Origin of the sequence: Caballeronia arationis, from assembly GCF_001544975.2 — a bacterium.
In the GTDB taxonomy this organism is placed as follows: domain Bacteria; phylum Pseudomonadota; class Gammaproteobacteria; order Burkholderiales; family Burkholderiaceae; genus Caballeronia; species Caballeronia arationis.
Window position 1 is genome coordinate 18,861 of record NZ_FCOG02000032.1, and the last position, 13,742, is coordinate 32,602.

Genomic DNA, 13,742 nt, shown 5'->3' on the forward strand with positions numbered 1-13,742 from the left:
ATGCTTAGACAATCTTTGATGGCGACAGCCGTCGCCGCAGCGCTCTCGGTGCTCGTGGCCGGCTGCACGTTCGAGCCGAAGTATGAGCGGCCGGCCGAGCCCGTCACGTCGACGTTCCCCGAAGGCGGCATCTACAGCAACCAGCCGACTTCGTCGTCGACTGCGAGCAACGGTCGCACGGCGAACGACCTGGCGGCGCCCGACATCGGCTGGCGTGATTTCTTCGCCGATACGCGGTTGCAGGGCATCGTCGAACTTGCGCTGAAGAATAACCGTGACCTGCGCGTCTCGGTGCTGAACGTCGAGGCGGCGCGCGCGCAGTACCAGATCACGCGCGCGGCGCTGCTCCCGACGCTCGATGCGGTCGCGAGCCAGAGCAAGCAGCGCACGCCGAAGGACCTGTCGTTCTTTAACCAGACGATCTCGAACACGTATTCGGTCGGGCTCAACGCGTCGTGGGAAATCGACTTCTTCGGGCGCATCCGCAGCCTGAAGGACCAGGCGCTCGCGCAGTATCTGTCGACGGCCGAATCGCGCAAGGCGGCGGAGATCGCGCTGGTGTCGTCGGTGGCAGACCAGTATCTGCAGATGCTTGCCGTCGACGATCTCCTGACCGTCACGCGCAACACACTGAAGACGGCCGAGGATTCGTACCGCATCACGAAGCTGCAGTACGACAACGGCGTGGGCTCGGAACTTGACGAGCGTCAGGCGGAAGGCGTCGTCGAGCAGGCGCGCGCGAATCTGCAGACGGAACTGCGTCTGCGGGCGCAGGCGGAAAACGCGCTGGTGCTGCTCGTTGGCGAGCCGTTGCCGGACGACCTCCCGACCGGTCTCCCGCTCGACAGCCAGAATCTGCTGTCCGACATTCCGGCCGGATTGCCGTCCGATCTGCTCGTACGCCGCCCCGACATCGCGGCGGCCGAGCAGTCGCTCCTCGCGGCGAACGCGAACATCGGCGCGGCGCGCGCGGCGTTCTTCCCGCGCGTTTCGCTGACGGGCAGCTTCGGCACGCTGTCGCCGACGCTCGGCGGCCTGTTCAAGCCGGGCTCGGCGGCGTGGTCGTTTGCGCCGCAGATTTCGGTGCCGATCTTCGAAGGCGGCGCGAACGTCGCCAACCTCGATCTGGCGCAGGTGCAGAAGCGCATCGAGATCGCGAACTACGAGAAGGCGATTCAGAACGCGTTCCGCGAAGTGGCGGACGGGCTCGCCGCGCGCGGCACTTTCGACGACCAGATCAAGGCGCTCGAACGCTTCACGAATTCGCAGAGCCGTCGGCTGGAACTGTCGGACCTGCGGTATCGGAACGGCGTCGACAGTTATCTCGCGGTGCTGACTGCGCAGACCGATCTGTACAGCGCGCAGCAGTTGCTGATCAACGCGCGGCTGCAGCGGCTGACAAATCTCGTCGACCTGTATCAGTTCCTCGGCGGCGGGTGGATCGAGCATGCGGGCGATCAGCCGCGTCCGGCCGATGCACCGGTCGACTATGGTTCGACGGCGCCGGCTGCGGTTCCGGCTTCGGGGGCTGTGGCTGCGTCGTCGGCGACGGTGTCGCAGATGACGCCCGTCGGTCGACCGCTGCCCCGCGCGCCGCAAACCGAAACGCCTCAAAAGGCCAGCGCGCCGGGCTGATTAGCCGGACGCTGAAGACAAAAACCGCAGTCTCGAAAGAAGCTGCGGTTTTTTTTGACCTTCAACCAGACGTGGCGTCGTTTAAATCCCGATCGCTCCGCCGTCGTCCTTCGTGATGAAGATCGTCGCCGAGCGCGGACGCGCCGTGCTCGCCGCGTTGCCCTGGCTATCCGGCCAATGGCTCGTGAGCTTCGAAGCCGTGCCGCCTTCGCCCGGATGCTGGATGTTCACCATCAGCGTCTTGTTGTCGGGCGTCATCGCGATGCCGGTCAGCTCGCATTCCTTCGGTCCGACCAGAAAACGCCGCAGATTCTGCTCGCCCGGATTCGCGCCCTTGAACGTCGCCGTGCCTCCGCCCGCAGTGATCGCGCCGCCGTCGCCGACCTGACCCGGCGTCGCCGCGAGCAGCATGCAGTTCGTCGTCGACGTGTACGCGCCGTCGTCGGTTTCGATCCACAGCACGCCGCGCGAGTCGAACCAGAGGCCGTCGGGGCTCGAGAAGTCGTTGTTGTCGGTGAGCGCCGAGAGGTTGTAGCCCGGCGCCTCCGCCGACGGCGAGCCGAAGAGATACACGTCCCACTGGAACTGCGTCGCGTCGGCGCGCGAGTTCGCTTCGCGCCAGCGCACGATATGTCCGTTGACGTTGCCCGGACGCGGATTCGCGGCATCGGTCGCGCTTTGCGGACGCACGGCGCTCGTGCCGTTCGTGAGCGTCACGTAGACCTCGCCGTTCGTCGGATGCACGGCCGTCCACTCCGGCCGGTCCATCTTCGTCGCGCCTACGATGTCCGCTGCGAGTCGCGTGTCGATGAGGATGTCGGCGTCGCTAGCGAACGATGCGAGCGCGGGATTCGAGGTCGAGAGCGCGACCCAGCTGCCGGTGCCGTCCGCGTTGAACTTCGCGACGTAGAGCGTGCCTTCGTTCAGATACGTCGCGCCGGCGGCGCGGCCCTTGTCGGCGGCGGACCACGGCGCCTTCGACACGAACTTGTAGATGTACTCGTTGCGGCTGTCGTCGCCCATGTAGAAGACGAGCGGCTGGCCTTCCACCGGGTTCGCCGGCTGGCAGCCCTCGTGTCCGAAGCGGCCGAGCGCGGTGCGCTTGACGGGCGTCGAGGCCGGATCGAACGGATCGATTTCGACCACCCAGCCGAACGTGTTCGCGATGTTGCGATAGTCGGCGGAACCATCGACGGCGGCCGTCGACGACGTGTCCCAGCGGCGGTACAGGTCGCCCTCGGGCGTGCTCCAGCCATAGTTGCCCGACTGGCCGGTCTTCACGCCGTAGCGGTCGAGGCTTTTAGCATCGGTGCGCGCGGTGTCGGTGGCGGCGCGCTTGAAGTAGCCGGCCCAGTTTTCTTCGCACGTGAGATACGTGCCCCACGGCGTGTAGCCGTTCGCGCAGTTGTTGACGGTGCCGCGCGTCGCCGCGCCGTCGGCGGCGTAGAGCGTCTTCATGCGCGCCGAACCGGCGGCCGGTCCTTCGATCGCGAAGCGGCTGGCCGCCGTGAGCCGCCGGTTCAGACGCGAGGCGCGCACGTATTGCAGCGCATTGCCGGTCGCGCGCTTCAGTTCCAGCACGGAGACGCCGTGACAGTTCACTTCCTTGTCGACTTCGGCGGCGGGGCGCGCGCCTGCGACCGTCGTCGGACCGGCTGCGTGCAGGTACGCCTGCGTGATGTTCTCGTGGTTCACGCAAAGCACGCCGCGGTCCGAGCGAGAGGCGGCGTAAGTGCCGTCGTCGGCCAGACCGAAGAAGTGCATGCCGTCGTGATGGTCGCCCGCGCGGCGGTCGTAGGATTCGCCCGTCTCGGCGCCGTTGCCGGACCAGCTCGCATCGCCGAACTGCTGCGGATCGCCGAGCGCGTACAGCACGCCGACGCTGTAGCCCGCTGGCACCTTCACGATGTCGTCGAGGCTGTGGCCCACGGCGCTGAAATTGAGCGCGGCCTTCGTGACGGGCGGCGTGGCCGGCGTGGCGGGATTGTCGCTGGAACTGCCGCCGCAAGCGGAGAGCGAGAACGAGCCGAACAGCGCGGCCGTCGTCGCCGACAAGCCGCCGATCACCGTCTGCCGGCGGGTCAGGCGGGCGTTCAGAATGTCGGTGAAATGAAAGTTAGCGCTAGGGTTGTCGTCGTCGGGTTCGGTGTAGGTCTCGGGCTTGTGGGCGTAGCGGTTCTTGCTCATTGTGGATTTTCCGAGGGGGAGAAGAATCCACGAATGTAGGCTGTCTGTATGGAAATATTATTACAAAGTACTTTCTCGTTTATCGGGTTTGCGCCAAACGCAAAACGCCGCGACTTTCGTCGCGGCGTCTCCGTTTCACTCGATCACTGTTGCGGCTTTACTTCGCTTCCGTTGCCGTCCCGTCGAAATCATGACCCGCATTGCGAATCTCGCGATGCGCATCGCGTTCCTTTCTCACGCCGTTGAAAATGATGTTCAGCACCACCGCCGACACCGATGCCAGCAGAATCCCGCTATGCAGAATCGGTTCGAGCGCATGCGGCAGTTGCGAGAAGAACTTCGGTGCGACGACCGGCACCATACCGAGGCCGATGCTCACCGCGACGATGAACAGATTGTGGTGGTTCTTCACGAAGTCCACTTTTGACAGCACCTTGATGCCGTTCGCCGCCACCATCCCGAACATCACGATGCCCGCGCCGCCGAGCACGAACGGCGGCACCGAGGCGACCACCTGCGCCATCTTCGGAAAGAGCCCAAGCACCACGAGGATCACGCCGCCCGTCGCGCAGACGAAGCGGCTCTTCACGCCCGTCACGCCGATCAGCCCGACGTTCTGCGAGAACGACGTATGCGGGAACGAGTTGAAGATGCCGCCGATCAGCGTGCCGAGTCCGTCGACGCGCAGTCCGCGCACGAGCGCCTTCTGGTCGACCGGACGTTCCACCAGGTCGCCGACCGCGAGGAACATGCCGGTGGATTCGATGAAGGTGACGAACATCACGATGATCATCGTCGCGATCGAGAGCGGGTCGAAGTGCGGCAGGCCGAAGTGGAACGGCAGCACGACGCCGACCCACGGTGCGTGCGCGACGCTGTCCATGTTGACGAGGCCGAGCGTCGCCGCGATCGCGAAGCCCGCGACCATCCCGAGCAGCACCGAGATGTTCGCGATGAAGCCGCGCATGAACTTGTTGATGAGCAGGATCAGCATCAGCACGACGAGCGACAGCAGCAGGTACACGGGATTGCCGTAGTCCGGATTGCCGACGCCACCCGCCGCCCAGTTGATCCCGACGCCCATCAGCGAGAGCCCGATCACCGCGATCACGGTGCCGACCACGACTGGCGGGAAGAAGCGCAGCAGCTTGCCGATCATCGGCGCGAGCACGATGCCGACGACACCCGCCGCGATCGTCGAGCCGAACACGTCGAGGATGCCGAGGCTCGGATTCGTGCCGATCGCGACCATCGGGCCAACGGCGGCGAACGTGCAGCCCATGATCACCGGCAGGCGAATGCCGAAGATCCAGAGGCCGAGCGTCTGAATCAGCGTGGCGATGCCGCACGAGAACAGGTCGGCGCTGATGAGGAACGCGATCTGGTCCTTCGGCAGGTTCATCGCGGCGCCGAGGATCAGCGGAACCGCGACCGCGCCCGCGTACATCACGAGAACGTGCTGAATGCCCAGCGTGAGCAATTGTCCGGTGGGTAGCCGCTCGTCGCAGGGATGTACGGTGTTCGAAGCCATATGCTGTCTCCTGATTGCTGTTCTGATTGAGTGGCATCAAAGGTAAGCGCCACAAAAAGGCTCAACAAGACTGCGTGGCTCTATACGTCGCGTTCGCCAGGCGATATGCGAAACGCTTCGAAGGATCGGGGTGATCGGTCCGAAGCCCTTGCTGCAAGGGGCTTGACGCACATCGCCCGATATTTGTCGCGCGGCATAAGGCCACGATCTTGTGCGCGTCGTTATGATGTTTATCCGTCCGCCGATATAGGTCGTTTTCGATCACTCGTGCGGAGACGGCGGGTTAACCCGCGCTTCTGCGGGCTTTCCCTTATCTTTTCGACCGCGCTCATTGGACCTCGACTCCCATGCGTTTTCTCGGCATCGATCTCGGCACGGCTTCGCTGAAACTCGCCATCGTCGACGAGCACGGACGCGAAATCGCGTTCTCGAATGCGGCTTATGCCGTCAGGACCGAGCATCCCGGCTGGGCTGAGACGCCGGTCGACGACTGGTGGAATGCGCTCGTCGCCGCTGCGTCGCGACTGCCGGCGGCCGAGCGCGAGGCAGTGCGCGCGATCGGCTTCTCCGGGCAGATGCACGGCGTCGTGCTGACGGACGAGCAAGGGCGCGCGTTGCGCCCCGCGATGCTCTGGCCCGACACGCGCGCCCGGGATCTGCTCGATGCGTGGCCTTTGCCACAGGTCAATCCCGTCGCGCCCGGCATGGCCGGGCCGCTCTTGCGCTGGATCGCGCTCAACGAACCGGCACTGCTCGACGAAGCGCGCTGGGCGCTGCAGCCGAAGGACTGGCTGCGCACGCGGCTGGGTGGCGAAATGGACGGCGCCATCGCGACCGATCCGTCCGACGCCTGCGCGACCGCGCTTGCCGAGCCGTCCGGCCTCTGGGACGACGCGTCGATCGCGAAGCTCGGCCTGCCGCGCACGTGGTTTGCGCAACTGGCGCCTTCGTATGCGGCGGCGGGCACGCTGTCCGCCGAGGCTGCAACCGCGCTCGGATTGAAGGCGGGCGTCGTGATGGCGGTCGGCGCGGGTGATACGCCTTGCGCCGCGCTCGGCAGCGGCCTTTGCCGCGATGGCGACGCGCTGCTCACCACCGGCACGGGCGGGCAGATCGTCGTGATGTCGCACGATGCGCCGGCTTCGGTCGCCGGATTGCACGCATATCGCGCGGCCACGGACGAGTGGTACCAGATGGCCGCGATGCAGAACGTGGGCGTGGCGCTGGAAGCCGTGCGCGGCTGGCTCGCATTCGATGCCTGGCCGCGCGCCTACGAAGACGCGTTCGCCGCGCAACCGTCCGCGCGCGTGAGCTTCCTGCCGTACCTGAGCGGCGAGCGTTCGCCGTGGATGAACCCGGCGGCGCGCGGCGGCTGGCTCGGTCTCGGTCTCGGGGACACGCGCGGCACGCTGATGCGCGCGGCGTTCGAAGGTGTCGCGTTTTCGTTGCGGGCCGGTCTCGACGCGATCCGTTCGAGCGGCGCGACGATTGCCGCGATGCGCCTTGCGGGCGGGGGCTCGATCGATCCGCGCTGGCGGCAACTGCTCGCCGATGCGCTGAAGGTGGAACTCCATGCCGTCGATTGCCCGAACGCCGCGACGCGCGGTGCGGCGTTGCTCGGCGGGCTCGCGGTCGGCCACTGGCACGCGGGCGATCTCGCCACATTGGCGCCGTCGACGACGCTCGCCGCCACGCCACGCGACGACGCCGCGCTCGACGAACGCCATGCACGCTTCATCGATCTGTACGGACGCGTCAAAGACTGGTTCTGACATCAAACTGCTGAACGCTTACACTTGAACCCCGCGTCGCTGGAGCGCGCGACGTCGAGACAACACTTCGAACCTTTCCATGCCCGCCATCGAAACCACGACATCCGCACAGCCTGCACAACCCGATTTCCGCTCACGCGAGTTCCTTCTGGATCACGCGCTGCGCACGATGACCTTCTATCACCCGCACTGCATGGACCCGGCGGGTGGCTTCTACCACTTCTACAAGAACGCCGGCACGATCTACGACCGCAAGACGCGGCATCTCGTTTCGAGCACGCGCTTCGTCTTCAACTATGCGATGGCATACAGGCACTTCGGCCTCGACGAGTATCGCGGCGGCGTGGCGCATGGCATCGACTATCTGCGCCGGTTTCATCGCAATCCGGAGACGGGTGGTTACGCGTGGACGCTGGACGGCCGCGACGTCACCGATGCCACGAATCATTGCTACGGCCTGGCGTTCGTCGTACTCGCTTATGCGAAGGCACTCGAAGCCGGCTTCGAAGAGGCGCGCGCCTACCTCGATGAAACCTGGAACCTGATGGAGACGCGCTTCTGGGACGCGCCGCACGGCCTCTACAAGGACGAAGCGACCGCGGACTGGCAAGTGTCGGACTATCGCGGGCAGAACGCGAACATGCATGCGTGCGAGGCGTTCCTCGCGGCCTACGAAGCGAGCGGCGAAGCGCGCTATCTGGACCGCGCCGCGCTCCTCGCCGACAACATGGTGAACCGGCAGGCGGCGCTCGCGGGCGGGCTCGTGTGGGAGCACTACAAGCCCGACTGGTCGATCGACTGGGAGTACAACAAGGGCGATCGCAGCAACATCTTTCGTCCGTGGGGTTTTCAGCCGGGGCATCAGACCGAGTGGGCCAAGCTGTTGCTGATCCTCGACCGGCATCGGCCGGATGCGTGGCATCTGAAACGAGCACGCGAACTGTTCGACCGCGCGTTCGAACTGTCCTGGGACGGCGAGCACGGCGGCATGGTCTACGGCTTCGACCCCGAAGGCCGCTTCTACGACGAAGACAAGTATTTCTGGGTCCAGGCCGAATCGCTGGCGGCGGCCGCGCTGCTCGCCGGGCGCATGTCGGAGCAGGGCGACGAAACCGCGGCCCGGCGTTACTGGAACGAATACGAACGACTGTGGGCCTATAGCTGGGCGCACTTCGTCGATCACAAGTACGGCGCGTGGTATCGCATCCTCACCCGCGACAACCGCCAGTACAGCGACGAGAAAAGCCCGGCCGGCAAGGTCGACTACCACTCGATGGGCGCATGCTACGAAGTCTTGAACGTCACGCGCTGAAACCGTTTTGCATTGTCATGAAAGGAGCGACACCATGAAAACCAAAGCCGCCATTGCATGGGAAGCGGGCAAGCCGCTGACGATCGAGGAAGTCGATCTCGAAGGGCCGCGCGCCGGCGAGGTGCTGATCGAAGTGAAGGCGACGGGCATCTGCCACACCGACTACTACACGCTCTCCGGCGCCGATCCGGAAGGCCTCTTCCCGGCGATTCTCGGGCACGAAGGCGCAGGCGTGATCGTCGATGTGGGGCCGGGCGTCGGCACGCTTAAAAAGGGCGATCACGTCATTCCGCTCTATACGCCGGAATGTCGCCAGTGCAAGTTCTGCCTTTCGCGCAAGACCAACCTTTGCCAGGCGATCCGCTCGACGCAAGGCCGCGGCCTGATGCCCGATGCGACCTCGCGCTTTTCGCTGGACGGCAAGCCGCTCTTTCACTACATGGGCACGTCCACGTTTTCGAACTACATCGTCGTGCCTGAGATCGCGGTCGCGAAGGTGCGTGAAGACGCACCCTTCGACAAAATCTGCTACATCGGCTGCGGCGTGACGACGGGCGTGGGCGCCGTCGTGTATTCGGCAAAGGTCGAGGCGGGCGCGAACGTCGTCGTGTTCGGACTGGGCGGCATCGGCCTGAACGTGATCCAGGGCGCGAAGATGGTGGGCGCCGACAAGATCATCGGCGTCGACCTGAATCCGGGCCGCGTGGAACTCGCGAAGAAATTCGGCATGACGCACTTCATCAACCCGAAGGACGTGGAGAACGTCGTCGATCACATCGTGCAGTTGACCGATGGCGGCGCCGACTATTCGTTCGAGTGCATCGGCAATACGAAGGTGATGCGTCAGGCGCTCGAATGCACGCACAAGGGCTGGGGCCAGTCGTTCATCATCGGCGTGGCGGCGGCGGGTGAGGAAATCTCGACACGTCCGTTCCAGCTCGTGACGGGCCGCGAGTGGAAGGGCTCGGCATTCGGCGGCGCGCGCGGGCGCACCGACGTGCCGAAGATCGTCGACTGGTACATGGAAGGCAAGATCAATATCGACGACCTGATCACGCATCATCTGCCGCTCCAGCGTATCAACGAGGGCTTCGATCTCATGAAGAAGGGCGAGTCGATCCGCTCGGTCGTGGTCTACTAAACCGGAGGCGGCGACGATGCTTGAACTTGTGGAAGAACATCGTTCGTGGGGCGGCGTGCAGCGGACCTATCGGCACGACTCGAAGTCGATCGGTCTGCCGATGCGCTTTTCCGTGTTTCTGCCGCAGCAGGCGTCGTCGGGGAAGGTGCCTGCGCTCTTCTATCTCGCGGGGCTCACCTGCACCGAAGAGACATTTCCGATCAAGGCCGGCGCGCAGCGTTATGCCGCCGAGCATGGCATCGCGCTGATCTCACCGGATACGAGCCCGCGCGGCGCGGGCATTCCGGACGAGGGCGCGGCCTGGGACTTCGGCGTCGGCGCGGGGTTTTACGTCGATGCGACCGAGGAACCCTGGTCGAAGCATTACCGCATGTATTCGTATGTGACGCAGGATCTGCGCGAGGCGGTGCTGGCGGAGTTGCCCGTGCTCGGCGACCGGCTCGGTATCTTCGGGCATTCGATGGGCGGACATGGAGCGCTCGTGCTGGCCCTGCGCAATCCCGATCTCTACCGGTCGGTGTCGGCATTTGCGCCGATCGCGGCGCCTTCGCGCTGCCCGTGGGGAGTGAAGGCGTTTTCAGGTTATCTCGGCGAGGATCGCGAAGCGTGGAAGCGGTATGACGCGAGTGAACTGGTCGCGGGAGCGTCGGCGGGGCGGTTTGCCGAGGGCATCCTCATCGATCAGGGGCTTGCGGATCAGTTTCTCGCAGAGCAGTTATATCCCGATGTGTTCGAGGCTGCCGCAAACGGCGCGGGACAGAAGGTCGTGCTGCGCCAGCATGAAGGCTATGACCACGGGTATTACTTCATTTCCACCTTCATCGGGGAGCATGTTGCGCATCATGCGCAGGTTTTGCGCGCCTGAGGCTTCAGGTGCTCGCTCTTTAACTCCATTCGACGACGGTGCTGCGCTTCTATGGAACTTGCTTTCTTTGTGGTCTATTAGCTCTGCCCCTGTCCGGGGCGGGACTTACTTTCTTTGCTGCTGCAAAGAAAGTAAGCAAAGAAAGCAGCTAGGGGGCCAACAGTATTAGGACGCGACCACCCTCGCGATACAGAGTGGCCCAGCCCCTAAGTGTCGCCCTCAAACATCCACCCGGCTTGGTGCGCGGCACGCACTGGCACCCCTCGCACTCCAACAGAGTGGTATGCGCTGCGTTCCGGTCCGTCCGCGCTTCGCTCGGACGACGGGCACGATCGAAAACCAGCGGATTGCGGCCGCTACCGCCATCTCAACCGCGACCCTCAACCGCACGACTGAATGGACCTTTCGTCCAGCGAAGCGAAAACGGATGAATGACTGCTGTGCCAATTCGTACACTGCGCGATGTCACATTGCGTGCCGCGCACCAAGCCGGGCGGATGTTTGAGGGCGACACTTAGGCGCTGGGCCACTCAATGACGCGGATGCGTTGACATGCTGCGACTGCTGCCTAAAAAAGCTGCTTTCTTTGCTTACTTTCTTTGCAGCAGCAAAGAAAGTAAGTCCGGCCCCGGACAGGGGCAGTGCCAATAGACCGACACGAAAGCAAGTTCCATAGAAGCACAACCTATCCACTCCAAAAACCGCAAGCATCACCGCCGCCTCAAAAGACTCGTGCCATAAACCAGCGCCGCGAGCATCGTGATCCAGAAACTGGTGGGCCAGTCCGTGTAGTAGGCGAGCACGAGCCCGGCCCACGCCTGCCCGAGCGCAAATACGGCGGCGAGCAGGAGCCCGGTCCAGAGCCGCGTCGTCACGTTTTGCGCCGCGGCCGCAGGCCCGACCATCAGCGCAAACACGAGCAGCACCCCCACGATCTGCGTACACGCAGCAACCGCGAGCGCGGTCACCGCAAGAAACAGCACCGACACGAGCCGCAACGACACACCTTTCGCCTCGGCCAGTTCGGGCTGCAGCGAGGCAAACAGCAACGGTCGCATGATCGCCGCCAGCGCGAGCAGACTGACCGTCGCGAGTCCCGCTAGAACGGCAAGCGTCTCCCGGCTCACGCCGAGCACATTGCCGAAGAGGAGCGCTGTCGCCTGCGTCGCGTATGCCGTGAAGAAGTGCAGGAACAGCAACCCCAACCCGAGCGACAGCGACAGAATCACGCCGATGGCGACATCGCGCCCCGACAGCCGCTCGCCGAGCGCGCCCATGCCGACGCCCGCCGCGAGCGTAAAGCCCACCATGCCCCAGAGCGGCGACACGCCCACCAGCACAGCGCCCGTCGCGCCCGTGAAGCCGACATGCGAAAGCGCATGACCCGCAAAGGTCTGTCCGCGCAACACCAGAAAATATCCGACGATGCCCGCCAGCACCGCGACGATCCCCGACGCCGCAAAGGCGTTCACCATGAATTCGTATTCAAACATTGTGCGTGTGCTTTCCCTTGGCCTTATGGTCGTGGCCATGACCGTGGCCATGATCGTGGTCATGCTCATGGTCGTGCTCGTGACCCTCGTCGCCTTCTTCGTGCGCGTGGTCAAGCTTGTCGATCTCGACACCGCCCGACATCACGAAGATGCGTCCGTTCACGCGCATCACGTCGATCGGCGAGCCGTATAGCCGCGACAGCACCGCCTTCGTGATGACCTCGTCGACGGTGCCGAGCGCCGCGCGTCCATTGCCGAGATACAGCACGCGATCGAGCGAGTTGAGCAGCGGATTGAGCTCGTGCGCGGAGAACAGGACGGTGATACCCAGCTCGCGCTGCACGCGCCGCACGAGGTCGACGACACCCGTCTGATGCCGCGGATCGAGGCTGATGAGCGGCTCGTCGAGCAGCAGCACCTTCGGCTTGCCGAGCAGGCATTGCGCGAGCAACAGACGCTGCCGCTCGCCGCCCGAAAGCTCCGACAGCGGCCGCGCGGCCAGCGCGTGAGCGTCGACCAGATCGAGCACGCGTTCGACATCGGCGCGCACGGCGGGACTCGCGTGCGGCAGGCCCCAGTGATGCCCGTCCGCGGCCATCGCGACGAAATCCCGTCCGCGAACGCGCCGTCCCGCGAGGCCGCTGCGAATCTGCGGCATGTAGCCGATCGACGGATTGCCGCGCACGACCGCTTCGCCATCGACGCGAATCGATCCGCTCGACAGCGGCAAAAGGCCGAGCAGCGCGCGCATCAGCGTCGTCTTGCCGGCGCCGTTCGGCCCGAGCACGCCGATGAATTCGCCCTTGAGAACGGTAAAGCTCGCGTCGTCGAGAATCGCGCGGTCGCCGAGTTCCAGCGTCACGTGATCCACTTCGATCGCGTTCGCGCGGGTGTCGCCTGAAGCGTCGGTCATCGTTGCCATCCCTGTAGCGCGCCCGAAAGCGCGTCGAGCTGCGTCAGCATCCATTGCTGGAACGTCTTGCCGGCGGGCAGCGTTTCGGTGACGCTTACGCTCGGCACGTGCCAGTCCTTCGAGAGCTTGAGCATGCGCTTCGTCAGCGCCTCCGTGGCCTGGCTGTTGTAGAGCAGGACGTGCACGCGCCGCTCGCGCAGATCCTTTTCGAAGGCGGCGATGTCGGAGGCGCTCGGCTCCGTTTCGTTCATCGCGGCGAGCTGGAAGCGCTGGTTGCGCATCTCGAAGCCGATCGCGTCCGCCATGTAGCCGAAGACCGGCTCGGTCGCGGTCACCGGCACGCCCTTGTAGTGCGCATGCAGCGACGCGACCCGGTCGTCGATAGCTTTCAGCGACGAGAGGAATGTCGCGAGCCGAGCGTCGTAGTCGGTCTTGTGCGCCGGGTCGGCCTGCACGAGATAGCCGCTCACCGCCTTCGCGACAACGGGCATCGTCGCCGGGTCGTACCACAGATGCGGGTTGTCGCCGGACTTTCTGCCAACGAGATTCGCCACGACGATCGTCGTGCGCTTCTCACCCTTCGATACGGCGAGAAGCTTGTCCATCCACGGATCGTAGTCAGCGCCGTTGTAGACGACGAGCGCCGCGTGCTGCAGCGCGCGCGCCGTCTTCGGGCTGGCTTCGAAGAGATGCGGGTCTTCGTCGGGATTGTTGAGGATGCTCGTCACCTGGACGCGGTCGCCGCCCAGTTGCTTCACCACGTCGGCGTAGAAATTCTCCGCGGCGACCACCGGAATGCGCGCGGTCTGGGCCGCCACGCTGCCGCAAAAACCGAGCGCAAGCGCTGCTCCGGCCAGAAAAATGGCAAGTCTTTTCATGTTGTTGTTGGGTGT

The 13,742-nt window shown here is 64.7% G+C and carries 10 protein-coding genes; 5 read left to right on the top strand and 5 right to left on the bottom strand.

The window, feature by feature from the left end:
* Complete coding sequence (locus AWB81_RS20155; protein ID WP_087135075.1) at positions 1 to 1,635, top strand: efflux transporter outer membrane subunit; 1,635 nt, start codon at positions 1 to 3, stop codon at positions 1,633 to 1,635.
* Positions 1,636 to 1,716: 81 nt separating this feature from the next.
* On the opposite strand, the gene AWB81_RS20160 is transcribed toward AWB81_RS20155, so the two are convergent.
* Both AWB81_RS20160 and AWB81_RS20165 read right to left on the bottom strand, forming a co-directional pair.
* Positions 1,717 to 3,822: a PhoX family protein gene (locus tag AWB81_RS20160; protein WP_062638320.1), complete on the bottom strand. Its 2,106-nt coding sequence runs from the start codon at positions 3,820 to 3,822 to the stop codon at positions 1,717 to 1,719.
* Between the two features lie 157 nt (positions 3,823 to 3,979).
* Positions 3,980 to 5,353: a nucleobase:cation symporter-2 family protein gene (locus AWB81_RS20165; RefSeq protein ID WP_062638321.1), complete on the bottom strand. Its 1,374-nt coding sequence runs from the start codon at positions 5,351 to 5,353 to the stop codon at positions 3,980 to 3,982.
* A gap of 347 nt (positions 5,354 to 5,700) precedes the next feature.
* Here AWB81_RS20165 and AWB81_RS20170 point away from each other — a divergent pair, with 347 nt between their 5' ends.
* From AWB81_RS20170 to fghA, 4 genes are all read left to right on the top strand, one after another.
* Complete coding sequence (locus tag AWB81_RS20170) at positions 5,701 to 7,125, top strand: xylulokinase (protein ID WP_062638322.1); 1,425 nt, start codon at positions 5,701 to 5,703, stop codon at positions 7,123 to 7,125.
* A gap of 79 nt (positions 7,126 to 7,204) precedes the next feature.
* On the top strand, positions 7,205 to 8,437 hold the full coding sequence (locus AWB81_RS20175; RefSeq protein WP_062638323.1) for an AGE family epimerase/isomerase: 1,233 nt from the start codon (positions 7,205 to 7,207) through the stop codon (positions 8,435 to 8,437).
* Between the two features lie 34 nt (positions 8,438 to 8,471).
* Positions 8,472 to 9,578, top strand: a complete 1,107-nt coding sequence (locus AWB81_RS20180) for an S-(hydroxymethyl)glutathione dehydrogenase/class III alcohol dehydrogenase (protein ID WP_062638324.1) — start codon at positions 8,472 to 8,474, stop codon at positions 9,576 to 9,578.
* Between the two features lie 16 nt (positions 9,579 to 9,594).
* Positions 9,595 to 10,443 carry an S-formylglutathione hydrolase gene (gene fghA / locus AWB81_RS20185; RefSeq protein WP_062638325.1) on the top strand — a complete coding sequence of 283 codons (849 nt, stop codon included), beginning with the start codon at positions 9,595 to 9,597 and terminating at the stop codon, positions 10,441 to 10,443.
* A 710-nt stretch (positions 10,444 to 11,153) separates the two neighbouring features.
* On the opposite strand, the gene AWB81_RS20195 is transcribed toward fghA, so the two are convergent.
* The 3 genes from AWB81_RS20195 to AWB81_RS20205 are packed head-to-tail and all read right to left on the bottom strand — an operon-like array spanning position 11,154 to position 13,727.
* Positions 11,154 to 11,936, bottom strand: coding sequence for a metal ABC transporter permease (locus tag AWB81_RS20195; protein ID WP_062638326.1), 783 nt, complete (start codon positions 11,934 to 11,936; stop codon positions 11,154 to 11,156).
* Entirely contained in the window at positions 11,929 to 12,849 is a 921-nt protein-coding gene (locus tag AWB81_RS20200; protein WP_087135078.1) for a metal ABC transporter ATP-binding protein, read from the bottom strand. The genes AWB81_RS20195 and AWB81_RS20200 overlap by 8 nt, the downstream gene beginning before the upstream one ends.
* Positions 12,846 to 13,727, bottom strand: a complete 882-nt coding sequence (locus tag AWB81_RS20205; RefSeq protein ID WP_087135082.1) for a metal ABC transporter solute-binding protein — start codon at positions 13,725 to 13,727, stop codon at positions 12,846 to 12,848. Before AWB81_RS20205 ends, AWB81_RS20200 begins: the two co-directional genes overlap by 4 nt.
* Positions 13,728 to 13,742: the final 15 nt, after the last annotated feature.

What these genes read in the sequence shown, in the direction of transcription:
- AWB81_RS20155 (WP_087135075.1), top strand. Translation starts at nt 1, where the DNA reads ATGCTTAGACAATCTTTGATGGCGACAGCCGTCGCCGCAGCGCTCTCG.
- AWB81_RS20160 (WP_062638320.1), bottom strand. Translation starts at nt 3,822, where the DNA reads ATGAGCAAGAACCGCTACGCCCACAAGCCCGAGACCTACACCGAACCC.
- AWB81_RS20165 (WP_062638321.1), bottom strand. Translation starts at nt 5,353, where the DNA reads ATGGCTTCGAACACCGTACATCCCTGCGACGAGCGGCTACCCACCGGA.
- AWB81_RS20170 (WP_062638322.1), top strand. Translation starts at nt 5,701, where the DNA reads ATGCGTTTTCTCGGCATCGATCTCGGCACGGCTTCGCTGAAACTCGCC.
- AWB81_RS20175 (WP_062638323.1), top strand. Translation starts at nt 7,205, where the DNA reads ATGCCCGCCATCGAAACCACGACATCCGCACAGCCTGCACAACCCGAT.
- AWB81_RS20180 (WP_062638324.1), top strand. Translation starts at nt 8,472, where the DNA reads ATGAAAACCAAAGCCGCCATTGCATGGGAAGCGGGCAAGCCGCTGACG.
- fghA (WP_062638325.1), top strand. Translation starts at nt 9,595, where the DNA reads ATGCTTGAACTTGTGGAAGAACATCGTTCGTGGGGCGGCGTGCAGCGG.
- AWB81_RS20195 (WP_062638326.1), bottom strand. Translation starts at nt 11,936, where the DNA reads ATGTTTGAATACGAATTCATGGTGAACGCCTTTGCGGCGTCGGGGATC.
- AWB81_RS20200 (WP_087135078.1), bottom strand. Translation starts at nt 12,849, where the DNA reads ATGACCGACGCTTCAGGCGACACCCGCGCGAACGCGATCGAAGTGGAT.
- AWB81_RS20205 (WP_087135082.1), bottom strand. Translation starts at nt 13,727, where the DNA reads ATGAAAAGACTTGCCATTTTTCTGGCCGGAGCAGCGCTTGCGCTCGGT.